The organism is Enterovibrio gelatinilyticus, from assembly GCF_028683095.1.
Classification (GTDB): Bacteria; Pseudomonadota; Gammaproteobacteria; order Enterobacterales; family Vibrionaceae; genus Enterovibrio; species Enterovibrio gelatinilyticus.
On record NZ_JAJUBC010000005.1, the window covers coordinates 208490 to 234150 of the forward strand.

21 protein-coding genes are annotated in these 25661 nt (G+C 47.7%); 10 read left to right on the forward strand and 11 right to left on the reverse strand.

Annotated features, from left to right (window positions below):
- The first annotated feature begins 166 nt into the window (after positions 1-166).
- The 4 genes from LRP50_RS06620 (at position 167) to yjjX (ending at position 3172) form a co-directional block, all read left to right on the forward strand.
- A complete protein-coding gene (locus tag LRP50_RS06620; RefSeq protein WP_274163676.1) occupies positions 167-829 on the forward strand; it encodes a spondin domain-containing protein in 663 nt (220 codons plus the stop codon).
- A gap of 13 nt (positions 830-842) precedes the next feature.
- Positions 843-1505, forward strand: coding sequence for a spondin domain-containing protein (locus LRP50_RS06625; RefSeq protein WP_274163677.1), 663 nt, complete (start codon positions 843-845; stop codon positions 1503-1505).
- A 274-nt stretch (positions 1506-1779) separates the two neighbouring features.
- Positions 1780-2631, forward strand: a complete 852-nt coding sequence (locus tag LRP50_RS06630) for a sterol desaturase family protein (RefSeq protein WP_420791201.1) — start codon at positions 1780-1782, stop codon at positions 2629-2631.
- A gap of 13 nt (positions 2632-2644) precedes the next feature.
- Positions 2645-3172 (forward strand): inosine/xanthosine triphosphatase, encoded by a 528-nt coding sequence (gene yjjX, locus LRP50_RS06635; RefSeq protein ID WP_274163679.1) that lies wholly within the window; start codon positions 2645-2647, stop codon positions 3170-3172.
- 67 nt (positions 3173-3239) lie between these two features.
- Here the strand turns inward: yjjX and trpR are convergent, their stop codons facing one another.
- Both trpR and sltY read right to left on the reverse strand, forming a co-directional pair.
- Positions 3240-3533 (reverse strand): trp operon repressor, encoded by a 294-nt coding sequence (gene trpR / locus LRP50_RS06640; protein WP_274163680.1) that lies wholly within the window; start codon positions 3531-3533, stop codon positions 3240-3242.
- A gap of 130 nt (positions 3534-3663) precedes the next feature.
- On the reverse strand, positions 3664-5634 hold the full coding sequence (sltY, locus tag LRP50_RS06645) for a murein transglycosylase (protein ID WP_274163681.1): 1971 nt from the start codon (positions 5632-5634) through the stop codon (positions 3664-3666).
- A 515-nt stretch (positions 5635-6149) separates the two neighbouring features.
- On the opposite strand from sltY, the gene ettA reads away from it, so the two are divergent.
- The 3 genes from ettA (at position 6150) to LRP50_RS06660 (ending at position 9473) form a co-directional block, all read left to right on the forward strand.
- A complete protein-coding gene (gene ettA, locus LRP50_RS06650) occupies positions 6150-7817 on the forward strand; it encodes an energy-dependent translational throttle protein EttA (RefSeq protein ID WP_274163682.1) in 1668 nt (555 codons plus the stop codon).
- A 173-nt stretch (positions 7818-7990) separates the two neighbouring features.
- Entirely contained in the window at positions 7991-8362 is a 372-nt protein-coding gene (locus LRP50_RS06655; RefSeq protein ID WP_274163683.1) for a PilZ domain-containing protein, read from the forward strand.
- 70 nt (positions 8363-8432) lie between these two features.
- Positions 8433-9473 (forward strand): peptidoglycan DD-metalloendopeptidase family protein, encoded by a 1041-nt coding sequence (locus LRP50_RS06660; protein WP_274163684.1) that lies wholly within the window; start codon positions 8433-8435, stop codon positions 9471-9473.
- 107 nt (positions 9474-9580) lie between these two features.
- On the opposite strand, the gene radA is transcribed toward LRP50_RS06660, so the two are convergent.
- Complete coding sequence (gene radA, locus LRP50_RS06665; RefSeq protein WP_274163685.1) at positions 9581-10960, reverse strand: DNA repair protein RadA; 1380 nt, start codon at positions 10958-10960, stop codon at positions 9581-9583.
- 144 nt (positions 10961-11104) lie between these two features.
- On the opposite strand from radA, the gene LRP50_RS06670 reads away from it, so the two are divergent.
- Positions 11105-13441, forward strand: coding sequence for a PilZ domain-containing protein (locus LRP50_RS06670; RefSeq protein ID WP_274163686.1), 2337 nt, complete (start codon positions 11105-11107; stop codon positions 13439-13441).
- A gap of 41 nt (positions 13442-13482) precedes the next feature.
- Here LRP50_RS06670 and serB read toward each other — a convergent pair whose 3' ends face one another.
- Complete coding sequence (gene serB / locus LRP50_RS06675) at positions 13483-14448, reverse strand: phosphoserine phosphatase (RefSeq protein WP_274163687.1); 966 nt, start codon at positions 14446-14448, stop codon at positions 13483-13485.
- A gap of 179 nt (positions 14449-14627) precedes the next feature.
- Here serB and LRP50_RS06680 point away from each other — a divergent pair, with 179 nt between their 5' ends.
- Entirely contained in the window at positions 14628-15236 is a 609-nt protein-coding gene (locus tag LRP50_RS06680; RefSeq protein WP_274163688.1) for a YtjB family periplasmic protein, read from the forward strand.
- A 104-nt stretch (positions 15237-15340) separates the two neighbouring features.
- On the opposite strand, the gene deoD is transcribed toward LRP50_RS06680, so the two are convergent.
- From deoD to prfC, 7 genes are all read right to left on the reverse strand, one after another.
- Positions 15341-16066, reverse strand: coding sequence for a purine-nucleoside phosphorylase (gene deoD, locus LRP50_RS06685; RefSeq protein ID WP_028023798.1), 726 nt, complete (start codon positions 16064-16066; stop codon positions 15341-15343).
- A 97-nt stretch (positions 16067-16163) separates the two neighbouring features.
- Entirely contained in the window at positions 16164-17384 is a 1221-nt protein-coding gene (locus LRP50_RS06690) for a phosphopentomutase (RefSeq protein ID WP_274163689.1), read from the reverse strand.
- Positions 17385-17395: 11 nt separating this feature from the next.
- Complete coding sequence (deoA, locus tag LRP50_RS06695; protein WP_274163690.1) at positions 17396-18727, reverse strand: thymidine phosphorylase; 1332 nt, start codon at positions 18725-18727, stop codon at positions 17396-17398.
- A gap of 66 nt (positions 18728-18793) precedes the next feature.
- Positions 18794-19567, reverse strand: coding sequence for a deoxyribose-phosphate aldolase (gene deoC / locus LRP50_RS06700; RefSeq protein WP_274163691.1), 774 nt, complete (start codon positions 19565-19567; stop codon positions 18794-18796).
- Positions 19568-20166: 599 nt separating this feature from the next.
- Positions 20167-21405 (reverse strand): NupC/NupG family nucleoside CNT transporter, encoded by a 1239-nt coding sequence (locus LRP50_RS06705; protein WP_274163692.1) that lies wholly within the window; start codon positions 21403-21405, stop codon positions 20167-20169.
- 199 nt (positions 21406-21604) lie between these two features.
- Positions 21605-22375: a TatD family hydrolase gene (locus LRP50_RS06710; protein WP_274163693.1), complete on the reverse strand. Its 771-nt coding sequence runs from the start codon at positions 22373-22375 to the stop codon at positions 21605-21607.
- A gap of 88 nt (positions 22376-22463) precedes the next feature.
- Positions 22464-24053: a peptide chain release factor 3 gene (gene prfC / locus LRP50_RS06715; protein ID WP_274163694.1), complete on the reverse strand. Its 1590-nt coding sequence runs from the start codon at positions 24051-24053 to the stop codon at positions 22464-22466.
- Positions 24054-24506: 453 nt separating this feature from the next.
- Between prfC and LRP50_RS06720 the strand changes: the two genes are divergently transcribed.
- On the forward strand, positions 24507-25661 hold a 1155-nt coding region (locus LRP50_RS06720), incomplete at its 3' end, for an immunoglobulin-like domain-containing protein (RefSeq protein WP_337992900.1).

Below are 25661 nucleotides of genomic sequence, written 5' to 3' on the forward strand. Positions count from 1 at the left end.
TGAGCCTATAAAGGCTAACCCCATACATGGCGCAATATGCACCTGATGAATTTGACATTATTCTGTGAGAATTTCGCAAGAAGTTCGAGACCATTTCGATACTTTTCCACGCCATGCTTTGAATAACTCAATGTATTTGAGCCTTTCATTCAACATGGAGCGAAATATGAAACCACTACTTTTAGCCATCGCAATGGGCGCGGCTTTTAATGCCAATGCCGCCAACATCGATGTCAGCATTACAAACGCGACTGACGGCATTTATTTCACCCCCCTTATTGTTGCCGCTCACCACGACGACGCTAATCTGTTTCAAACTGGTACACCTGCCTCTGACGCCGTTGAAGCCATGGCCGAAGGTGGCGATATCAGCGGATTAGAAGATCTTGCGCTGAGCGCGGGCGCTGCCGTCAGCTCCAATCCTGCTGAAGGCATTCTTGCGCCGGGCGAAACCGCCTCGACGCATCTTTATACTCAGCACGGTGATGTGCTTTCAATTGCGGCTATGTTACTCCCCTCAAACGATGCATTCGTCGGCGTCGACAGCTGGAAAATCCCGCGTAAGAAAGGCACTTATGTCATCAACGCCAATGGCTATGATGCAGGCACGGAAGCGAATGATGAGCTGGCCGCCAATGTCCCTACCCCTCCTTTTATCACCTTTGGTTCGAATGGGACAGGCGTTGACAGTGAAGTCGCAAATGGAAATGTTCATATTCATCCCGGTAACCTTGGCGATACCAACGCCACGGGCGGTATCAGTGATTTTGATAGCACCAAACACCGTTGGTTGAACCCGGTTGCCATCATTACCGTCACGGTTTATTAAGGGAGGGCGTACTATGTTTCGCTTATCTCTCGTTGGGTTAACCGCGCTGGTACTGGCGGGTTGTCCTTTGCAAAAAGAGTACACGGTTACGGTAGAAAATCTGACTGACGCGCAACCAATGTCGCCCGTTACCTTGGTCGCTCACCGTAAACATTTCGAACTTTTTGAAGTCGGGCAACCTGTTTCTGTCGCCCTAGAAAAGCTAGCAGAAAGCGGTGACAACAGTGATGTTATGGCGTATTCAAAGCGTCGCTCTGTTGAAGACACAACATCAGGCACCGCACCGCTTGCTCCCGGCGCTTCAGAAACATTTACTCTGCAATTAAACAACCCTAAAACGCGCTACCTATCTGTGGCATCAATGCTGGTTAACACCAACGATGCACTCGTCGCAAAGTCCGGTATCAACTTACGAAAACTCAAGCCAGGCCAGAGCATCACACTCACATTGCCTGTTTGGGATGCAGGCACTGAGGCCAACAGCGAGTCGCAAGGTTCTGTTCCTGGGCCAGCAGCAAACGGCGAAGGCTTTAATGCGGATCGCGACGATGCGGATCGTATCCGTATTCACCCCGGTGTGTTATCAAAAGATGATGGCCTATCTTCATCAGCACTTAGCTACCGTCACCGTTTTCTTAATCCAGGCGCAAAAATCACCATCAAACGTGTTTGGTAATTAGCAATGCGGTAAGTGCTAATTACGCGTTATTTAACATGTACGTTGCGCCTAGCATTCCCTCTGTTAGGCGCATTTTTTTCGTGAGTGATTTTTTGTGAAGACATAGTTTTTGTGAAGGCATAGTTTTTGTAGAGCCATATTTGGGGATTCGTTGCTTTTTTTTGGGGGGGCGATGTTTAGTTCGCGCATTGCTCTGATCGCCATTCAGATCCGTATTGTGTGATAAGCTGATAATCAGTCATTCATAGCAGGAGCGCATGTGCTGACATACATTGAGTCGCAGGAATTAACCTTCCGACTGTTCGCCTTTTTTTCAATTTTTGCGGTAATGGGGCTGGCCGAATGGCTTTTTCCTAAGCGCCTGCTTACCGTGAGCAAAGCGAAGCGCTGGCTCAACAATATCTCGCTGATGATCCTAAACACTGTCGTACTTCGTGCCATCTTCCCATTGGCTGCGGCAGGTTTTGCACTATGGTGTACCAACAACAGTATTGGCCTATTTAATCTCATCAACGCCCCGTTATGGCTGTCGGTGTTAGTGTGTGTCATCACTTTGGATGGCATCATCTGGCTTCAACACCGCCTGTTTCATCAAATCCCTTTACTGTGGCGTTTGCACGCCGTTCATCATGCAGACAAAGATCTGGATGTCACATCAGGGGCACGCTTTCACCCTCTCGAAATCTTGCTGTCGATGATCATTAAAATTGCCGCTATTGCCCTGCTTGGGGCACCGGTGGTTGCGGTGATTTTGTTTGAAGTGATACTAAGCGGCATGGCACTGTTTAATCACAGCAATGTCTCGATTCCACCAGCTATCGATCGCTGGCTGCGTGTGTTGGTGGTCACTCCGGATATGCACCGTGTTCATCACTCAATTCATCGTTATGAGAGTGATTCAAACTTCGGGTTTAATCTTGCTATTTGGGACAAGCTTTTTCACACCTATCGCGCCCAGCCAGACGAAGGCCATTACGGCATGACTATCGGCATTAAAGCGAAGCGAGAGGATAAGCATGTCGTCTGGTTGACTGGCTTGCTGGCACTGCCGTTTAGGTTGTTTAGCCCATCTCGCTCAGACAATTCAGACCAGAACGAAAAATCAAAGAAACGCCTTAGTTGAGGAAACTAGCACCATGACAAAAGTGATCGTCACATCACTCAACCCTGCCAAAATAGCAGCGGTAGAAACCGCTTTTCGCGCTGTTTTTCCCGATAACGATATGACATTTGAAGGTATTTCTGTATCCAGCGATGTTGCCGATCAGCCCATGACCAGCGAAGAAACACTTGCGGGGGCACGAAACCGTGTACACAACGCGAAGAAGGTAATTGATGGGAATTTCTACGTGGGTGTAGAAGCGGGGCTAGACAGCCCATACACCTTTGCGTGGATGGTGATTGAATCATCGAATCGTGTCGGGGAATCGCGCTCTGCTTCTGTGCCCTTGCCACCGCAAGCACTAAAAGCGTTAGAGGCCGGAAAAGAACTCGGCGATGTCATGGATGAGATGTTTAACGAGGAAAACGTCAAACAAAAAGGCGGCGCGATTGGCATGCTAACCGGGCACTTATTAACAAGAAGTTCGGTTTATCATCAGGCATTGATCTTAGCGCTTATCCCATTTATGCATCCCGATTTGTTTCCGCCATTAGAAAAATAGTCTGTCGTAAAATCATAGTTAGCATCCGCATTCATAAAGCGCTTGCAAAAAATAGGACCTCTCGGTCCTATTTTTCTAATATTTCCCCTAACCAAGCCTTCTGGCTGTCATCGAGTTGCTTAAGCTCATTCGAACCTCGGGTGATGGTCGCAATACCCACACCCAACGTCTGGCTGAGTTGACGTTGACTTACTTCGCCTTTCAACAACTCATTAACGATGTTCACTCTGGCGATCAACGACGTGCGTTCATCTTGCGTCAGCAGCATTTTAAGCAATTCTGCTTCGTGCCCTGAATCTATTGCTCTGTGAATCAAATCCAGCACATCTTGCCACTCAGAATACTCAGGCGTTTCTTGCATACTAGCCTCGTAGGAAGAAAAAACTCTGGCATAGTTTACGCACTGCCAGAGTTTCTCTCAATAATACAATTTCGTTGAACGGCCAGAAATACTGACCGTTTCATGCTACTAACCGTCACAGACTCTCCACCTAATAACGGCGGTTAAGTTCGCCTTCTTGCAGTAGCTCGAGAGGTTGGCCAAGCAGTTTGCTGTAATAGATATCGTACATGAGTACGTTTTGCACGTAGCCACGCGTTTCGTTAAATGGAATCGCTTCAATAAACGCAATGGCATCCAAGTTTCCGTCAGATTTTTTCAACCAACGTGACGCACGATGAGGACCAGCGTTGTATGCCGCAAATGCCAAAATACGATTCTCATCAAATCGGTCCAACACCATTCTTAAATATCCGCTTCCGAGGCGAATGTTGATCCCCGGATCGCTCAAGGTATTCTTACCTAAATATCGATAGCCAAGCTTTTTCGAGGTTTCTTTGGCTGTGGCTGGCATAAGTTGCATCAACCCACGCGCACCAACAGGAGACACCGCATTGGTATAAAACGCACTTTCCTGACGCGAAAGCGCTAGCAAGGTAGTAAGCGGTAATTCACGCTCTTTGCTAAAAAACTCGAACCACCAGCGGTGAGCAACTGGGAATCGGTATTCTAGGTGACCCCATAATTTTCCCGCAATCGTGGCCTGCACAGAAAGGTGATACCAATTACTCTCAGACGCAAACGCCGCTAGCATGGCTTTTTGTTCTACATCGGCTTGTTGCAACAAATACTGCCATTCGCGCTTGGCTGCTACCACCTTATCAAGCACCAATAACTCCGCCACACGATCAAGCGCGGGGTTAAAAGGCTTCAGTGCCTCGACGTTTAATGGCGTTGTTTGGTAAGGAATATCGATGGGTTGTTCCAAGTGCATAGCTGCGGCAACACTGTAAAAGTTGCGCTTACCCGTCATATTTGCAAATAGCTGATCAGCCAGTGTTTTATTGCCCTTTTCCAGCTCAACACGTGCACGCCAGTAACGCCATTTAAGCTTCTTCGCATCTTTTTCTGACAACACATTTAGCCAGCCTTCAACGCCCTTCCAATCGGCTTCCACAAGGCTGACTCGAATTCGACGCTCCAAAAGAGAGGCGTTGGCGGTTTGCTTTAGCCATTTGTCACGCCATTTCGCCAACACCTTATCGTCGGTCGACATTAGGCGACTCGACACATAATCCGCCATTTCTTGTCGCTCTAGCGCTTTATAGTGTTGGCCTTCCACGACTCGCGTAAATTGCGCCACAGCATCTTTAGATTTAATTCGCGCTAGCCGTTCAAAACTCAGGCGAGTGAGGCGTTGGTTAAACGGGGTAACCTTACTTTTTTTGGCAAAATCACCGACACCTTGAGGCTTGTTATAGAGCGCAATAATCTGCTGACCACTGGCCTTGGCGCTGCCCGTCAGTTGCTTATTCAAATATCGAATTAATGACGTATTTCGATTATCAAACGCCAATAACATACGCTCTAACACCAAGCTATTATTGAGTTTTCCCTGATCTTTCAGCTCATCAAAAAGCTTGTTACATGCATTGTCGACAGACGAGCCTGACAAATACAAAGACTTCGCGCCGGACATAGCGAGTGCCTTGTCGCCAGCTTGGCTATGAGCGTAGTAATACTGGCACTGATAACTTTCACCACGAGGTAGTGTGGTTTGAAATGCCAACAATTCAGTCCACTCCCCGCGAGCTGCCAACACATTTAAGTATCGCGCTCGCACCGTGTTCTTAAACGGCAAGGAGTCATAACGCCCAACGAATGCTTCAACCTCTGCTACCTCTGCATCGCTCAATCCGCGCATGAACTCTCGATAATCAAGGTAGGGGTAAAGGGGGTAACCTTTCAACTCTGACTTCAGTTGGGTGAATGTCGCCACGTTATTGCGTTCAACCGCAGCAATGGCCTTTTCATAGCGGGTACGCTGCTCGTCCATACTCAGTGCTTGCACAGGAAGAGAAGTACAAAAAATCGTGATACTGCCCAAACGAATCAAACGAAGAATGCCGCTCACTGACGCTCTGTAGCTTTTTGTAATTATTGATTTTTCTGTTGATAGCATTCCGTATGCTTCTCCAAAACGCACTGGTTCATTTAGCTTATACCCAATCCAGTCAAAGATTCAGGTTTCACCAAGTTTAATTCAATCTGTGATCTATACCTTTCATGCTTCGGCCATATCACTCTCGAGGATGTCACTCTTACGAGTGTTTCGTTACACCACGAATGCGCGTTATATCCAAGTAACATCGCGATGCGAACATTCAGGACTCTTGGTTATATACCAAACTGGCAGCAGGAATGCCTCAAATTAACTGTTGCTGAATGCGTCATAGTGAAGCCAGTAACACATTGAGTCAGTTCACCGCCATTCCAATATTGGTATCAGAGTCGGTGAATTTCGCACTTTTCGCTTTCTTGCCCTTAATGAATTGGTTGTCTAATCGACGAATTGGTTCCCTTCACGTTTAAATTTCATATGACGGATAGGCTCCAGATTTATCTCGTTGATACCTGCAACTTGAGGTGGATTGGGATAGAATAAGCCTTTTATGTGACAAGAGAACGCGAGCAGAAATGGCTGAGTACGTTTATACCATGTCGCGCGTTGGCAAAATTGTGCCACCGAAGCGTCAGATCCTGAAAGACATCTCTCTGTGCTTTTTCCCTGGCGCCAAAATCGGCGTATTGGGTCTAAACGGCGCAGGTAAATCCACCCTTCTTCGCATCATGGCGGGTATCGATACCGATATCGAAGGTGAAGCACGTGCACAACCTGGCATCAAAGTGGGTTACCTGCCTCAGGAACCTAAGCTTGATGAAGAAAAAACCGTTCGTGAAACCGTTGAAGAAGCGGTAGCGGATGTTGCGGGTGCACTTTCTCGTCTAGACGCAGTTTACGCGGCGTACGCAGAACCTGATGCAGACTTCGATGCCCTTGCAAAAGAGCAAGGCGAACTGGAAGCGCTGATCCAAGCTAAAGACGGCCACAATCTTGATAACGCCCTTGAGCGCGCTGCTGACGCACTGCGTTTGCCAGAGTGGGATGCGAAAATTAAGCATCTATCTGGTGGTGAGCGTCGTCGTGTTGCTATCTGTCGTCTACTGCTAGAAAAACCTGACATGCTGCTTCTTGACGAACCAACGAACCACTTGGATGCAGAATCTGTGGGTTGGTTGGAGCGTTTCTTGGTGGATTACAACGGTACCGTTGTGGCTATCACGCACGACCGTTACTTCTTGGACAACGCTGCAGGCTGGATCCTAGAACTTGACCGTGGTGAAGGTATTCCATGGGAAGGTAACTATACCTCATGGCTTGAGCAAAAAGATGCGCGTCTGCAACAAGAATCCTCGCAAGAAAGTGCTCGCCAGAAGACCATCGAGAAAGAACTTGAGTGGGTTCGTCAGAATCCTAAAGGCCGTCAGTCTAAATCTAAAGCACGTATGGCGCGCTTTGAAGAGCTGAACAACAGCGAACACCAACGCCGTAACGAAACCAATGAGCTGTTCATTCCGCCTGGTCTGCGTCTTGGTGATAAAGTTATCGAAATCAACAACCTGACCAAATCATTTGGTGATCGCGTGTTGATCGACGACTTGTCATTCAGCGTGCCAAAAGGTGCAATCGTCGGCATCATCGGTGCGAACGGTGCGGGTAAATCTACTCTGTTCAAGATGTTGAGTGGCACTGAGCAACCAGACAGCGGCACCATCGAGTTGGGTGAAACCGTGCAACTGGCATCGGTTGAACAGTTCCGTGACAGCATGACGGATTCGAACACCGTATACCAAGAGATCTCTGAAGGTGCGGAAATTATCCGTATCCACAACTTTGAGCTTCCAGCACGTGCTTACTGCTCGCGCTTCAACTTCAAAGGCAGCGATCAGCAAAAACGTATCGGTGAATTGTCAGGTGGTGAGCGTAACCGTGTTCACTTGGCAAAACTGCTAAAATCAGGCGGCAACGTATTACTGCTGGATGAACCAACCAATGACTTGGACGTAGAAACCCTGCGTGCATTGGAAGAAGCACTACTGGAATTCCCAGGCTGTGCCATGGTTATCTCGCACGACCGTTGGTTCCTTGACCGTATCGCTACCCATATTCTTGATTACCGTGACGAAGGTAAAGTGAACTTCTTCGAAGGTAACTACAACGAATACAGCGAGTGGTTGAAGCAAACTTTGGGCGCACAAGCAGCCCAGCCGCACCGCATGAAGTACAAGCGTGTCACCAAGTAATATTGGGCATACTGTACCCAAAGGGTCACTTCGGTGACCCTTTTTCTTTTTATCGACATCTTATTGAGCCCCTTATCATCGAGACGAGTGACGCATCACGGAGACGAAACACAAGAGTAGAGATATTGCATCGTCTCTCCTACACTGGTGTAAAGTGTATTGGGAGTTTGTCGATGCCAGAACGTCGTATGTTTTCGCGAGTAGTCTACCTAACTGCCGCAACCATCACGCAAAACGAACAGAGCTGGAGTTCGAGCGTGCTCGATCTTTCACTCAAAGGGGCACTGCTCGCAACACCCGAGGATTGGACTGAAGGAAACCATGCAGACTATATCGTCACGTTTCAACTGCATGACTCTGACATTGAGATAACAATGGAAGCGCTGCTGGTCAGTGAGCGTGATGACTTTCTTCGTTTTCAAATCGATCATATTGATATCGATAGCGCCAGCCATTTAAAACGTCTGGTTGAACTCAACGTGGGTAATGACGATCTGCTGCACCGAGAATTAGGGCAACTAACAGACCTCAAAGATATTGTATAATCCAAGACGTTTAGAAAAAGACGTTTAGACACACATGCAAAATGCATAGATACATTAAGTAGTAGTAACCATGCCTCACAACATTCGAATCGCTGTTTCCCATGCAGATGGATCGCGCCACTTTGTGCTTTCCCCTTCACTCAAGAAAGTCATCGTGACGTTATTGATTACCCTAGTGGTAGGCATTATCGCCAGTATAGCGACAATCTATTACCTTAATCATCGTTCTGAGACCGCCGAGCAGACACTTCAGAGTATGACCGAACAAAGCTCTGAACTGGTGGGGCAACTAGAAACGCTAAAACAAAAAAGACAGCAACTCGAGCAGCTCATCAACAACAAAGAAGAAGAGTATGCTCAGGTGATTGAGGAAAAAGACAGCGAGCTAAGTTACCTCACTCAACGTGTGTCCAGCGTAGAAGAAGTGTTAGGGCTAGAAAAAGACGACAGCAATATTCCACTTACGGAGCGTCTTGATGTCGCCGTGATCAACTCAGCCGTGCGTGCCACCATGCTGCAACTGATCCCAAGCGGCCAGCCAATTGAAAGTTATCGTCGCTCATCCGGCTACGGTTCTCGCACCCACCCAGTCACAGGCAATAAAAAATTCCACCTCGGACTAGATTTAACCGCCGACATCGGAACACCGGTTTATGCGCCTGCCGATGGCGTTGTCGAATACAAGCGCCCGAGTCGAAAAAAAGGGTACGGTAATTTACTGAAGATTGACCATGCCTTTGGTTTTATGACGCTGTATGCCCACCTCGACAAGTTTAATGTCAACACTGGTCAGTTTGTCAAAAAAGGCGATTTGATTGGCTGGTCAGGGAATACAGGGCTATCTACCGGACCACACTTGCATTATGAAGTGCGATTTCTAAGCCGTGCGTTGAACCCGAAACGCTTTATTGCGTGGACACCTGACAACTTCGAGTCACTGTTCAAAGAAGAAGATAAAGTGAACTGGGCAATGCTCGTTGGCGTGATTGAAAGCATGGTCGCAACACAAGTTCAGTTAGCGTCTGATGCCGTAGCTCAACCTGCTATCATCACGGCATCTGCCGACAGCGTGGTTGGACAAAGTACTTCTGAGGCTAACAGCGCGGAGTAACAGCTTGTTCAAATAGCGCTATCCATACAAACAAGAAAAGGCACTCAGGTGCCTTTTTTCTTTTGGTGCGATATGCCAAGCGCGATGCTTAGTTTTAAGCTAAATCTCTAATCAAATTCATCCAACACAGACAGCGCTTCCGATAGCTTGTTCACGCCATACACTTTCATGCCCGGAATGTCTTTTTTCGGCGCATTGGCAGTGGGAACAACCGCGCGGGTAAATCCATGCTTAGCAGCCTCCATTAAACGCTCCTGACCACTTGGTACTGGGCGGATTTCTCCCGCAAGACCCACTTCACCGAACACCACCAGATCACGTGGCAATGGGCGATCACGGAAGCTCGAAATCAAGGCAAGTAACAAAGCCAGATCGGCACTGGTTTCTGTTACCTTCACGCCGCCGACAACGTTGACAAACACATCTTGATCGGACATTTGCAGGCCACCGTGTTTGTGCAATACAGCAAGCAACAGAGCCAAACGGTTTTGCTCAAGGCCAACGGCAACACGACGAGGGTTCGATAGCTGGCTGTAGTCCACCAATGCTTGTATCTCTACCAGCAAAGGACGCGTGCCTTCCCACAGCACCATGACTGAGCTTCCCGATGTCACTTCTTCGCCACGGCTCAAGAAGATCGCAGACGGGTTATTCACTTCACGAAGTCCCTGCCCTGTCATGGCAAAAACGCCAAGCTCGTTCACCGCACCAAAACGATTTTTGTGGCTGCGAAGCGTTCTAAAACGGCTATCGTTCGAACCATCTAGCATTACTGAACAGTCAATGCAGTGTTCGAGCACTTTTGGGCCTGCCAACGAGCCGTCTTTGGTCACGTGCCCCACCATGAAAATTGCCACATTGTGCTGTTTGGCATAACGCGTCAGCGCCGCGGCGGATTCGCGGACTTGAGCAACACTGCCAGGCGCAGACACCACATCCGCACAATGCATGACTTGAATCGAGTCAATCACCATGATTTTGGGCTGTTCTTTGTGCGCAATCTGGCAAATGGTTTCGACATTGGTCTCCGATAGCATTTTTAGCTTATCTTTCGGCAAACCCAGACGCTCGGCACGCATCGCTACTTGCTGTAGCGATTCTTCACCTGTCACATATAACGTTGGCATTTGGCTTGCCAACCAACACATGGTTTGCAGTAACAAAGTACTTTTTCCCGCTCCAGGGCTGCCGCCAATCAAGATAGCTGCGCCGGGCACCACGCCCCCACCAAGTACACGATCAAGTTCTTTAAAACCACTGCTAAAACGCGGCACTTCTTGCAGATCTATCGATGATAGCGTCTGCACTTGTGCATCGGCTTTTCCGGCATAGCCCGCATATTTTTCGGTTCGTGCAACCTGAGGGGATGCCGCTAAACGTACTTCTGTAATGGTGTTCCAAGCACCACACGCTGAACATTGCCCCTGCCAGCGTGGATAGTCAGCGCCGCAATCATTACAGACATAGGCACGTTTTGCTTTCGACATGATTTCTCCTGAAATAACGTCTAAAAATGAGATAAATGCGAGACACGGCGCTTTTATGCATCTCTTCGCGATTATTCGGCGAAAAAAGGTAAACTATGCATCTTCACTGCCGTTAAAGAATCCACGATTCTACCAGACTTTACCATGATGCAGGACCACGATAAGGCGCTGTACGATCAACTCCTTCCACTGTACGAAACAGACGGATTCGATGATCTCCTTTTGAGGCTGACGCCAACCGAAACCAACTCCGAACGCTTACTGATCAAAATGGAAGTGCGTAAACTCATGTCTGCATGCAGCCGACCTGTCGACTTGCGCGGTAAAGTTATGGGTGAATGTCGACGCTACTTCCTCAATGGCATTAACCATTGGCTCGATGACGTTGCTATCAATGTTTATCATCGTCGTCTTGATGTTTACCAAGGCAATATGACACAAGGACTTTGGGATGAACTCCACAACACAGCAAACAGCTATCGAGTTTTGCAGCGCCAAGGTGACGTCCGCGCAACCGAGTCACTCGATACGGTAGAAACCGTCCCCCTGCGCTTCGGGCAGTATTTGTCACGTAGTGAAAATCGCATTCAACTCTCGAGTCGAATTCAGGCCTTTCTCCCTGACGGAACGGAAGTTAACGGCTCCACCATCGATCTTTCCAATTCAGGGATGCAAGTAAAACTGCCAGCATCGTTTCGTTATGAAGCAGGCTCAACACTGATTATCTATTTCCCTCAGTTAGGCGATGAATGCCAATTACCTGAACTGTTTAGCGGATTGAATTACCGTGTTGTTGGTGTTGAACTCAACGTAAACAATGACAGTTTCCAACGCCTGCGCCTGCGTCTTGTCTCCAACACCGATTGCATTAAAATCGCGATCGAAGCCAAGAGTGCACAAAAGGACACATCTGCACGAGTCGAAAATGAAGATAAATTTTTATCGACGCGATCGCGAAGCTACGAGCAAGTTTTCCTTGAGCAAACGCCATCGTTGCCGCTGTTTTTTTGTGGTAACAAACTACGTTATGGCCTAATCACAGAGCAAAACCGTGCTCTGTGGGATTATTGGCACGACGAACGCAACTTGCCGGTGATCGACAAGCTATTTTCAGAGCAACGCCTGCAACATCTTGCGTTAGATGGATTAACCAGCAGTGAAACACTGGTGTACTGCTTTAGCCACCAACACAGTGACAAGACCTTCTTTTTCTCTGCCTGCCCAACGGAGTTGTCGACCGAATTACGTCGTTTATTTTGGCATATTGGCAGCGCGAGGGCCTCTTGGCGGGTTCTTCGCGTCACAATGGCAAAGATAAGTGAAGAGGATACTCAACGCTTACAGGAAGCTTCTCCGGCGTATATTGACCAAATTGAAGAACTGACGCACATTGCGACCATTCAAGACTTAACCTTACCGGTGGTTAACAGCGACTTTCGCATACCTATTAAGCCCAAACAGCCGTCTCGAACTCTGAATCAATTCGTACATCAACGCGATCCAATTTCTATGATTGATGCCATCCCTTCTGCACTGGCGCCTCAGCGAAAAGAACCTCGCTATCAGCACAAAACGGGGACGATTTTGATTCATCACATCAGCGGCGAGCTTCATGGAGAAACCATCGATTTCTCGCCACATGGTTTGAACCTTTTACTCAGCGAGCCTTTTTCTGGCAGTAAATGTCAGGAAGTCGCGGTGACATTCACGGATCTAAAACGGGTTGACCCTAATGCACCACTGGGCAACGTGCCATATAAAGTGGTTCAAATCAGTGAAGACAGAATGCAGGTGAAGCTGTCACTTCTCAAAGACAGGCACAGCAAACACCGCAGCCATTATTTGCAAAGACTGATTGACCACAACCAGCATAAGCTATTGTTAGACAGTGAAAAACTGCCTGACGCACCATTACTAAGCGCGATGCATCAAATGTTGCTGACCCGCTTATCAGTGACGCCATACTTCCTGCTTCGCCGAGGCGAAACGTTGCAGACATCTGGTATTGGTACTAACTACCCAGGCAGTGAATTAAGTCGTATTCTGCATCAGAGCGCATCTGCTGGCATGATTTCACTCGCCCCTGTTCTGGGTGAACATTTATCAAAATATGCCAATGGCGTAACACGCCAGCGCAACCGTTTGGATCAGGTGAAACATGAGTTTTATGTTGCAGCAACCATCGCTAACGGTGCTGTCATTGATGTGACATCGCGATCACTCGAGAGTTTTCAATCGGTAGAAGAGCGGAAATTTTTCATTTCTCGGGCGAAAAAGCGCGGTAAGTTTTTTGCAGTGCGAAATTGGATGCACCCGATTGAGCATGGTAGCCAATGGCTAGGCACAGAAACCACTGAGCAGTTAATGAAGCTGTCTACTAAAAGAGCAGCACAGCTTGAGCATGAATTTGCTGATTTATGTGTTTACGGTGAGATGAGTGATATTACTGACGAAGTGCTAATGCGTCTGGAAATGGGGTAACCCTACCCCACTTCCAAAAGCCACAATGTTACCAGCGGTTGTTACCAGCTCAGGCGCTGTGGCAATAAAGAGGCCGATAGCACACACATCACGCCACCAAGATCGGCATGGCGAATCGCCACTTGAGCCGCTTGCTGCACTTTTGGTTTGGCGTGATACGCAATACCCAAGCCTGCTGCTGACATCATAGTAAGGTCATTCGCGCCATCGCCAATCGCTAGCGTATTAGACGGCGTGAATTCATAGCTTTCAGCAAGATCACGCAAAATATCGGCTTTTCGCTGCGCATCAACCACAGCGCCCGACAATTCGCCTGTCAGCTTGCCATTCTCAATCACCAGTTGGTTAGATTCCGCATACGCAAGTGACAAATCTTCTTTGAGTTTATCGGAAAACCAAGTAAATCCACCTGACGCAATGGCCACTTTCCAGCCTCGAGCTTGAAGCGATGCGGTTAAACGATGCATGCCTGGCATATAAGGGATGTTGTCACGCACTTGCTCTAAAATAGACACATCAGTGCCTTTCAATGTTGCTACACGCTGACGAAGGCTTTGTTCAAAATCGAGTTCTCCGCGCATTGCGCGTTCTGTCACTTCAGAGACTTGCGCTCCTACACCAGCTAGCTTGGCAATTTCATCAATACATTCAATTTGAATAGCCGTTGAATCCATATCAAATAAGGCCAAGCCCGGCTCGTAAAGATTAGGAATATTATCAAGCCCTGAACAATCTAACGACAAGGCATCGCAAAGCGCGACAATCTCTGGCGTAAGTTCACCGCGCATCAACAGAACTTCATAAGGGCCGACAGTCCAACCCGCTAAAGGTAAAACCTGTTCGCCGGTTAAAAAGGCAAGATCATCAAGATATGACGGGCTTAAGTGAAGGCCGAAGAGTAACCAGCCTGCTTGACGGCTGTCAGAAGGGCGAAAGCCACGTATAGAAGGAAAACGGTTAAGAAGCTTTGTGTGTTTTTTTATTGGATAAGCTGAAAGTGCATCCATTGCATCAATTCCTTTTCGAAAACTCGCTTTACTATATCAAAGAGTGCGAGTGATCACATTAACGACAGCCACGCGTTAAACCAAGCGCTGACTTGCATTTTTTGAGTGCGGGCAGCAAACTGAGAACGCGCTAATTTGATGCGAAGACTATGATACCTTCGCCATAGCTTGGAAAGCTTATGCTACAAATAAACAAAAAACGCTTAAAAAAACTGTGGCAGTTCATCATTCTTGTGGCGTGTTTTGCCACTGTCATGATGCTCTTTATGTACAGTAATCAATTGAACAACCGTAACTATAAGATGTTATATGATCAGACAGAATCACTTTCTCGTGTGATCTTACGTCAAGCTGCAGCAACAGCGCATGATGCCATCACCAACGATGATATAGATGCGCTGCAAAGCATCGTGGCGAATCTTCAACACGAAGATCTGATTTTGGATGCTGCCGTGTATGACATGAGAGGTAACCTCGTTGTCAGCTCCATTGGCGCGATGCCACTTGAGCAATTAACAGGGTTAAATACGCCTTTATCCGTGGCAAGCATTGGCAGGCTGCAACTTGTAGAGCCTGTAGCAGAAGATGGCAACATGGTCGGGTTCGTGCGTATTACGTTGGAACACGGCAATGTGATTAAGGCTGCGTCTAACCGTTTGGAGCAAAGTATCAATTTGGTACGCGCTATGATTTTGGTCGCGATTGTGACGGGAGCGCTTCTGATTTTCACCTTTGCGAACAGGAAAGATTTGTTGCGGTCGACGTTTTTGCTAAAGAGTAATGATTGAGCAAGAACGGTTCCTAGAATCTCACCCCCAAGCCCCTACTCCTCACGTAAACGCAAAAAGGATGGCCTGAGCCATCCTTTGTCGTTTCTGTTACTCGGCAAAATTTACGCTTCGTCAGCGTCGCCAAGCAGCACAGATTCAAGTGCGATTTCGATCATCTCGTTGAACGTGTTTTGACGCTCTTCAGACGTTGTTTGCTCGCCAGTCTTGATGTGGTCAGATACGGTACAGATAGTCAGTGCTTTCGCACCAAATTCTGCTGCAACACCGTAAATGCCAGCCGCTTCCATTTCTACACCTAGGATGCCGTACTTCGCCATAGTGTCGAAGAATTCTGGCTCTGGTGAGTAGAAAAGATCGGCAGAGAAAATGTTACCTACGCGTACGTTGATGCCTTTTGCTTTCGCTGCATCTACCGCGTTACGGGTCATTTCGAAGTCAGCAATCGCTGCAAAGTCATGGCCGTTGAAACGAGTACGGTTGATTTTCGCATCGGTAGATGCGCCAACACCGATAACTACATCACGCAATTTCACGTCTTCACGCACCGCGCCACAGCTACCTACGCGAATGATTTTCTTCACGCCAAAATCTTTGATCAACTCAGTCGCGTAGATTGAGCATGATGGGATACCCATACCGTGGCCCATCACAGAGATCTTACGACCTTTGTAAGTACCTGTGTAACCAAACATGTTGCGAACATCACAAACTTGCTTAACGTCTTGCAGGAAAGTTTCTGCAATGTATTTAGCACGTAGCGGGTCACCCGGCATCAGAACTACGTCTGCAAAATCACCCATTTCAGCATTGATATGTGGAGTTGCCATTTGTTTTTTCCTTTTGATCAAAATTCGGATTCAACCAGTCGAACATCTCGTTGCGATGCGGTACTTCATCGTCATCGCAACGGCGTTCCACGGGGTATTACAGGAATGATTTACCGTATTCCATGTCGGAAGTACCGAAGTATTCCGCCAGAGTCTGGCCAATATCAGCAAAGGTTTCACGGCGTCCTAATGAGCCTGCTGGAACCTTTTTGCCATATACCAACACAGGAATATACTCACGTGTGTGATCTGAACCAGGCCAGGTTGGATCGCAACCATGATCAGCCGTCAGGATCAGCACATCGTTCTCATCCAACATGTCGATGATTTCAGGTAAACGGCCATCGAAGTATTCCAGCGCAGCTGCATAGCCCGCGACGTTACGGCGATGACCGTAATGTGAGTCAAAATCGACAAAGTTGGTGAACACAAGGCTGCTATCACCTGCGGTTTGAATGGCGTCTTTCGTCGCATCAAACAAGGCTTCTAAGCCCGTGGCTTTCACTTTCTGGGTGATACCCACGTGCGCGTAGATATCGGCGATTTTACCAATGGAGATAACCTCGCCCGATTTTTCTTCTACCAGCTTTTGCAGCACAGTCGCCGCTGGCGGCTCCACTGACAAATCACGACGGTTGCCCGTACGTGCAAACTGACCTTTGCCTTCACCCACAAACGGACGCGCGATAACGCGGCCAATGTTGTAGTCTTCCAGTTCTTCACGCGCAATTTGGCAAAGCTCTAACAGACGATCTAAACCGAAGGTTTCTTCGTGACATGCGATTTGGAACACCGAGTCTGCTGAGGTATAGAAGATAGGCAAACCTGTCTTCATATGCTCTTCGCCTAGTCTGTCCAGAATCTCTGTGCCTGATGCATGGCAGTTACCCAAGTAATCAGGGATGCCTGCACGCGCAAGAATGCGATCGGTGAGTTCTTTCGGGAAGCTGTTTTCTTTGTCGGTGAAATATCCCCAATCAAACAAAACAGGTACGCCAGCAATTTCCCAGTGACCAGACGGCGTGTCTTTGCCCGACGATAACTCTTGAGCATGACCATAAGCGCCGATGATTTCAGCGTTTGCGTCTAAGCCTTCTGGGAAGTAGCCCGAGGCTTCTTCACAGGCTTTACCTAGACCCAGCTTGTTTAGGTTTGGCAGCGTCAACAGACCATGACGATCTTCATTATTCGCTTCCCCTGCAGCACACGCTTTCGCGATTGAACCGAGAGTGTTGGCGCCCACATCACCAAATGTATGGGCGTCTGCTGAAGCTCCGATCCCGAAAGAATCGAGAACCAAAATTATCGCACGTTTCATGATCGCCTCCTTTAGACGTCTTCTGGGCCAATCTGACGGTAAACATCCGGTGTTGCTTGTGGCGCTAGTTCTGAAACAACCATGGCTGACTGAAGCGCTGTTGCCGCTTGTTGCCATTGCTCTTCATTATTAGCGTGCACAACCGCCAGTGGCGTGGTGCTATCAGCGCGCATTCCGAGTCGAATCACGTCACTAAAGCCCACTGAATAATCAATTGTATCGCTCGCAACACGGCGTCCGCCACCTAAACCCACAACAGCCATACCGATCGCTCGCGTATCCATCGCAGACACAAAGCCTGAGGCGTTCGCAAACACGGGTTTTATCACGCCAGCAGTCGCGAGATATTTGCTGTAATTCTCAACGAAATCGAGTGGGCCACCGAGGCCTGCCACCATTTTGCCGAAACACTCTGCCGCTTTGCCGTTATCCAGCACGGCTTGCAGTTTGTTCATCGCGTGATCTTTGTCTTTCGCCAAACCACTGATCATCAGCATTTCAGCACACAAAGCCATGGTAACGGTATACAAGCGAGGGTTGCGATATTCGCCAGTTAAAAACTGTACCGCTTCTTTCACTTCAAGCGCATTACCTGCGCTAGAGGCCAAGACTTGGTTCATGTCGGTCAGCAATGAACTTGTGCGTGTTCCCGCACCATTTGCTACCGCCACGATTGATTTCGCGAGCTCTTCGGATTTTTCGTAAGTCGGCATGAAAGCGCCAGAGCCTACTTTGACATCCATTACTAGCGACTCTAAACCCGCCGCTAATTTCTTCGACAAAATTGACGCTGTGATCAGCGAAATATTGTCGACGGTTGCTGTCACATCGCGAGTCGCATAAACACGTTTATCGGCAGGAGCCAGATCGCCTGTTTGGCCGATGATCGCAACGCCTGCATCTCGCGTTACCTGACCAAATACGTCATTGGTCGGGGTAATGTTATAGCCAGGAATAGACTCAAGTTTGTCTAGCGTACCGCCTGTGTGACCCAAGCCACGGCCTGAGATCATCGGTACATAGCCACCACATGCTGCCACCATTGGGCCAAGCATTAACGAAGTGACATCGCCCACACCGCCAGTACTGTGTTTATCGACGATTGGGCCATCAAAATTCATGTGTGACCAATCGATCACCATGCCGGAATCGCGCATGGCACATGTCAGTGCAACACGCTCATCCATGGTCATATCATTGAAGTACACCGCCATCGCAAACGCTGCGATTTGTCCTTCGGACACCGTATCTTTGGCAATGCCTTGGATGAAAAAGTTAATTTCTTCAGTCGTTAGCGCAATATTGTCACGCTTCTTTCTGATTATCTCTTGGGGAAGGTACATGGTCGACCTCACGATCTCAGTGATCAACAACATCAGGGGAGCGTATTCACTCCCCTACCAAAAGGCTTAGTAACCGCCTTCCGCCGCTTTTTCACCTTCACCCAAGGTATTAAGAAGGTTTGCAAGCAAGCTAGATGCACCGAAACGGTAATGCGCGCTGTCTGCCCAGTCACCACCTAAGATACGATCTGCCATTGCCAAGTAGTCAGCCGCATCTTCTGCTGTACGAACGCCGCCAGCTGGCTTGAAGCCCACTTTCTGCGCTACACCCATGTCTTTGATCACGGTCAGCATGATTTCAGCAGATTCAGGCGTCGCGTTAACTGGCACTTTACCCGTTGAGGTTTTGATAAAATCTGCGCCCGCTTCGATTGAGATTTCAGAAGCGCGCTTAATCAGTGCTGCCTCTTTCAACTCACCGGTTTCGATAATCACTTTCAAGGTGATGTCGCCACACGCTTCTTTCACTTGCTTAACCAGTTCAAAACCGGTTTTCTCGTCGCCAGCGATCAGCGTGCGGTATGGGAAAACCACGTCAACTTCATCTGTTCCATAAGCAATTGCCGCTTTGGTTTCAGCCACGGCAATCTCGATATCATCGTTGCCGTGTGGGAAGTTAGTGACGGTAGCAATTTTGATCTCTGGCGTGCCTTGTTCGCGAAGTTGTTTTTTCGCGACAGGAATGAAACGCGGGTAGATGCAGATAGCAGCAGTATTACCAACAGGGGTTTTCGCACTCTCACACAGCGCAATCACTTTCGCGTCAGTGTCGTCGTCGTTAAGGGTGGTCAAATCCATCAGTTTTAGGGCACGTAGGGCTGCTGCTTGTAGATCGCTCATGACTTTCTCCAGTCTAAATATTCAAAACCAAGTAACAAACTGAACGGCCATATTTGGCACGTCACAATCTGATGAGCGGACTTGGCTCCTTGAAGTTTGGCAATACCATCGCCAATCAACATTCCTTGTTGCCGCACACCCTCTATCATCAATATCGAGGGTGCAAACCCAACCGCAACGTGTGCTATGCATCATCGGCGTTTGGGCATTAAGATTTCATCGTTCCGCTGTCGTGATGAAACAGAAGTGAAAATATATGAAATGTACCTTCTGAATCTTTGACAGTGCTCACCAATTTTACCAATGTTCTGCGAGCACGACTAGGTGTTACCTGTTTCTGTTGAAAAACACTTTGTTGCCCTTGGTGTCCAAACCATCAATGCAACCACTCCCATCAAGAGAGACTGCGCAATATAGCCAACAGAACGTCGCAGCAAGGGTAATAAACCAACTATATCCGCTTGCACAGCTTTGCCCTGTCTTATTGATGGGGAATGTATGTTTCGATACTCAGTTAAACGCCCCTATCAAAACCACAAATTACAGGCACAAAAAAGCCGCCTATCGAAGGCGGCTTTTACAGTCAGCAATTGCTGTGATTACATCATTGACAGAGTCAGGAAGAAACCAGCAATCGTTGCACTCATAAGGTTAGAAAGCGTACCAGCGGCAACTGCTTTCATACCGAAGCGAGCGATATCATGACGACGCGTCGGTGCGATGCTACCTAGGCCACCCAGTAGGATTGCTACTGAAGACAGGTTAGCGAAGCCACACAATGCGAACGAGATGATTGCAACGGTCTTATCAGACAAGTCTGGAATCATTGGCGTGAAGTTCAAGTACGCAACGAACTCGTTCACAACAATCTTCTGACCGATCAAAGAACCTGCAAGGTCAGCTTCAGCCCAAGGAACACCGATTAGGAATGCAAGCGGAGCAAAGACTTTACCCAACAGGAATTCAAGCGTTAGGTCTTCAATACCGAACCAACCACCGATGCCACCCAGCATACCGTTAACTAGCGCGATAAGACCGATGAAAGCAAGAAGCATTGCGCCGATGTTTAGCGCAAGTTGCATACCTGATGATGCGCCGCCAGCAGCTGCATCGATAAGGTTTGCAGGCTTATCTTCTTCTTCGTCTGAATCTTTACCGAACTGGTCAATAGGCTGATCAGTTTCTGGCTTGATGATTTTAGCGAACAGAAGACCACCTGGTGCTGCCATGAACGACGCTGCAATTAGGTAAGAAAGAGGAACACCCATCGCTGCGTAACCTGCTAGTACACCACCGGCTACAGATGCCATACCACCACACATTACTGCGAACAGTTCTGACTGGGTCATTTTAGGAACGTAAGGACGAACAACCAATGGTGCTTCAGTTTGGCCAACGAAGATGTTTGCAGTAGCAGACATTGACTCAGCGTGAGAGGTACCAAGTACTTTGCGAAGAGCGCCACCCAGAATGCGGATAACCAACTGCATCACGCCTAGGTAGTAAAGTACGCTGATCAACGCAGAGAAGAAAACAACGGTTGGCAGAACTTGGAAAGCAAAGATAAAACCGATGCCATCGACAGAAAAGTTAACTAGGCTACCGAATAGGAAACCGATGCCATCTTTACCATAGTTGATAACATTTTGTACGGCATTCGCCATACCATTCAGTAGGGTTTGGCCCCACGGAACGAAAAGGATAAAACCACCCAGGATAAACTGGATAGCAAACGCACCACCAACGGTGCGAAGGTTGATTGCTTTGCGGTTGTCAGACAGAAGTACGGCGATTAACAGCAGTACAACCATCCCTACAATGCTCATAATCAGGCTCATAATATGGGTTCCTAAGAAAGTCTTGGCGTCTCGACAAATTGGGAGTGTTATTCCGGCGGCGATTATACTCACGGGACGCGCCGCAAAGGAATGCATGAGTCACGGTTTAAGTGAAAAATTCACTGCAATTCACACAAAAGAGTGATGTAGATCTATTTTTGTGACCTATGCACGACGCAAACGATTGGGCAAACGATGGCTATATCGTCCTAAACACGAAACAAGCTTCAGCATTTTGTGATGTTGCTTGAATAATTTCTTCGACATCGACACCTTTTATTTCAGACAACGCCTTCGCAATTAGGGGTAATCGCTCTGGTAAATTAGGCTCCCCTTGAAACCCGAAAATCGGCATATCCGGTGCATCGGTCTCCAACACCATGGATGAAAGTGGCAATGCTTTGACCGCATTTCTGGTTTTATTTGCCCGTTCATAAGTGATCGTTCCCCCTATTCCAAGCAAAAAACCACGTCGAATGTAGTTAAGCCCTATTTGCTCACTGCCACTAAAAGCGTGCAAAATTCCGTTTACCTGAGGAAACTCGTTAAGAATTTGTAGCAATTCATTGTGCGCTTTTCGGCAATGTAAAATGACTGGTAACTGGTATTTTTCGGCCAATTTAAGCTGCGCACGAAGAAACATTTTTTGCTTTTCAGGCTCTGGATTATCAATGGCAAAATCTAACCCACACTCCCCCACAGCGATACACCCTTCAGACGCTTGAGAGAGCGCCGCATCAAGCGCTTTAAGATCGTCTTCATGATGGGAGCCAAGCCAAACAGGATGAAGCCCTAAGGCGTAGGAAATACTGCGGTACGAATTGGCAAGATCAGCAACGCGCTTCCAGTTGCTAACTGCAACGGCAGGAACAATAAGATGATGGACTCCCGCTTTATAACTGCGAGCCACCCACTCGTTAGCGTCAGCATCAAAAGGCGGGAAATCGAAATGGCAATGGGTATCAATCATACTAAATCCTTATTGCTCCATTTGTAGCATACGAAAAAGCCGTCGAGTCCGACGGCTTTTCTGAAGCAAAACATTTCTTTGCGAGGGATTAGTGCTCGCGAGTTGCTCTGAATTTCACATCGGGGTGACGTTCTTGCGTCAGGTTCAAGTTAACCATTGTTGGCGCGATGTAGCTAAGGTTATCGCCACCATCAAGCGCTAGGTTTGACTGGTTCTTACGCTGGAAATCTTCCAACTTCTTCGCATCAGAACATTCTACCCAACGAGCGGTTGCAACGTTAATAGGCTCATAGATAGCTTCTACGTTGTACTCAGATTTCAAACGAGCCACAACTACGTCAAACTGAAGAACACCTACCGCACCCACAATTAGGTCATTGGAGATCAACGGGCGGAATACCTGTACCGCCCCTTCTTCTGACAATTGAACCAAACCTTTCAGAAGCTGCTTTTGCTTCAGCGGATCACGCAAACGAATACGGCGGAACAATTCCGGGGCAAAGTTAGGAATACCCGAGAACTTCAAATCTTCACTTTGTGTGAATGTATCACCGATCTGAATGGTGCCATGGTTGTGCAAGCCAATAATGTCACCAGCATACGCTTCAGCAGCGCGCGAACGGTCACCCGCCATAAAGGTAACAGCATCAGAGATGGATACCATTTTGCCGGTACGAACATGCTTCATCTTCATGCCTTGGCTGTATTTGCCAGACACGATACGCATAAATGCAATACGGTCACGGTGCTTAGGGTCCATATTCGCTTGGATCTTAAACACGAAGCCGCTGAATTTCTCTTCGCTTGATTCAACAGCACGTTCATGTGCTTGGCGAGCCAGCGGCTTTGGTGCCCACTCCGTCAAGCCATCTAGCATATGGTCAACACCAAAGTTACCCAATGCCGTGCCAAAGAACACAGGTGTTAGTTCACCACGAAGGAACAACTCTTGGTCAAACTCATGAGATGCACCAATCACGAGCTCTAGTTCGTCACGAAGCTGCGCGACAAGATCTTCACCAATCGCCACATCAAGCTCTGGGTTATCTAGCCCTTTAATGATGCGTTCTTCTTGAATAGTGTGGCCTTGACCCGTTTGATACAAAATCGTTTCGTCGCGATGGATGTGATAAACACCCTTAAACTCTTTGCCGCAACCAATTGGCCAAGAGACTGGGGCGCACGCAATCTTCAGTTCGGTTTCAACTTCATCAAGCACTTCCATTGGATCACGAATATCGCGGTCCAATTTGTTCATGAACGTCACAATCGGCGTGTCACGAAGACGGGTAACTTCCATGAGCTTACGTGTACGGTCTTCAACACCTTTAGCGGCATCAATAACCATCAAGCAAGAATCAACCGCCGTCAATGTACGATAAGTATCTTCCGAGAAGTCTTCGTGTCCCGGTGTATCCAGCAGGTTTACTAAACAATCATTATAAGGAAACTGCATCACAGAAGTGGTCACAGAGATACCACGTTCTTTTTCCATTTCCATCCAGTCAGATTTCGCATGCTGGTTAGAGCCACGACCTTTTACCGTACCGGCTTTTTGGAGTGCGTTTCCGAACAACAACACTTTTTCAGTGATGGTGGTTTTACCAGCATCTGGGTGCGAAATGATCGCAAACGTACGTCGTTTGCCAACTTCTAGATGGAATGGTGAATTTGTCATGCTTAGGTTTTTCCGGGTTAGACAATCAACGAATAAAGAGGAAGACTTTCGCCGTATTGTACATCAATTCAAATCGGCGGGTATTTTGTACGATCTAGATACCATTCTCAACGGTTGGCTAAAGAAACCCCTCGCTTTCGCTGCTTTTAAATAATCAAGTGCCATGAGATGCGCATTGAACTAAAAGCACTGTCCAAGAATTACAACACCACTCTAACAACATCAATTTTTTGACACTAATCGCATTTAAATTGAAATCCTCAATGTTTCAAACATCTGAGCGCGGTCAAAAATTAACCAGACTTTAACTTAAATTTACAAATTGAGTCATTTTTTTGGCATTTTTGAGCAACAACAGACCCCATATCCATTGCTTTGCATAGTAATATAGATGAAACTTATGTTTCGTTTTAGATACACGCATTTATTTAACTTGCTGCAGGAATAATATTCATGGATTCGATTATCACCAAGCAGGCTGCAAAAGTAGTTTCAGTAAACGGTAACGCTCACGTCAAAATTAACGGTAAAGAAGTTCCCGTTACCGAGTTAGCAGAGCTGCAATCCGGTACTGAACTCCTCCTCCCCCCTGGCTCAGGAGCGCTTCTTGAATTGGAGGATGGATCTTTTATTCCTGTAGGTAATGTTGGATCTGACAGCGCATCAACCGCTGAATTCGCTGTCGATGATGAAATTGCAGCACTTCAAGAGTTGCTCCTCAACGAAGACTTCGACCCGACACAAGAATTGGAAGCAACGGCAGCAGGTAACTCGCCTACAAATACTGGTTCACAAACCTCAGCCATAGAAAGCCGAGTCGGCAATGAAACCGTCGCACAAGCTGGGCATGATACTGAGGGAGTTTCTCGAAGCTCTAATAATGCAACAGTACTTAGAGAAGAAACAGACAGCTCAGCAGCGGTTACCAACAATACGGACACTGAGAGCACGGCTACTTTCACGCTAAGCTCCACGACTGCGGGCAATGATATCGTTGAAGGCGGACAGATTACTTACACTGTGACACTGGGAACCGCTGCAAACGAAGATATTACTGTCACTCTGAGCAACGGGCAGACAATATTAATTGAAGCCGGCGAACTATCCGGTTCTGTCGACGCAGATGTACGCCCAGATGATCTCTACTCCCAAAACGAAGACGACATTGCAGTATCCATAGATAGCGTCTCAGAAAATGATTTTGACCAAGTTGAGCTCGTCGGCACCGTGACCAACAAAGTTGTTGATGATAATGACGCCCCTACTTTAACTCTGACGGGTGACACCAATGTAGAGGAAGGTGAAAGTGCGAACTACACGTTAACCCTCTCGGATGCGCCAACCGAAGCAATGACCGTTACCGTCGTAATTGGTCACAAAACTACCGAAGATGGCGACATAGTTCCTGTCGAGAAAACATTCACATTTGAGCCCGGGCAGACAGAGGTGTCGTTTGATGTCGACACGCTGGATGACAACCTTTATGAGGGCCAAGACAACGATACCTTCATTGTTACCGTCATCGAAGTAACGGGTGGTGGTTTTGAGCAATCACCAGATCTACCTGCATCAATAGATACCTCAATTGGCCCTGACGACGATGACCGT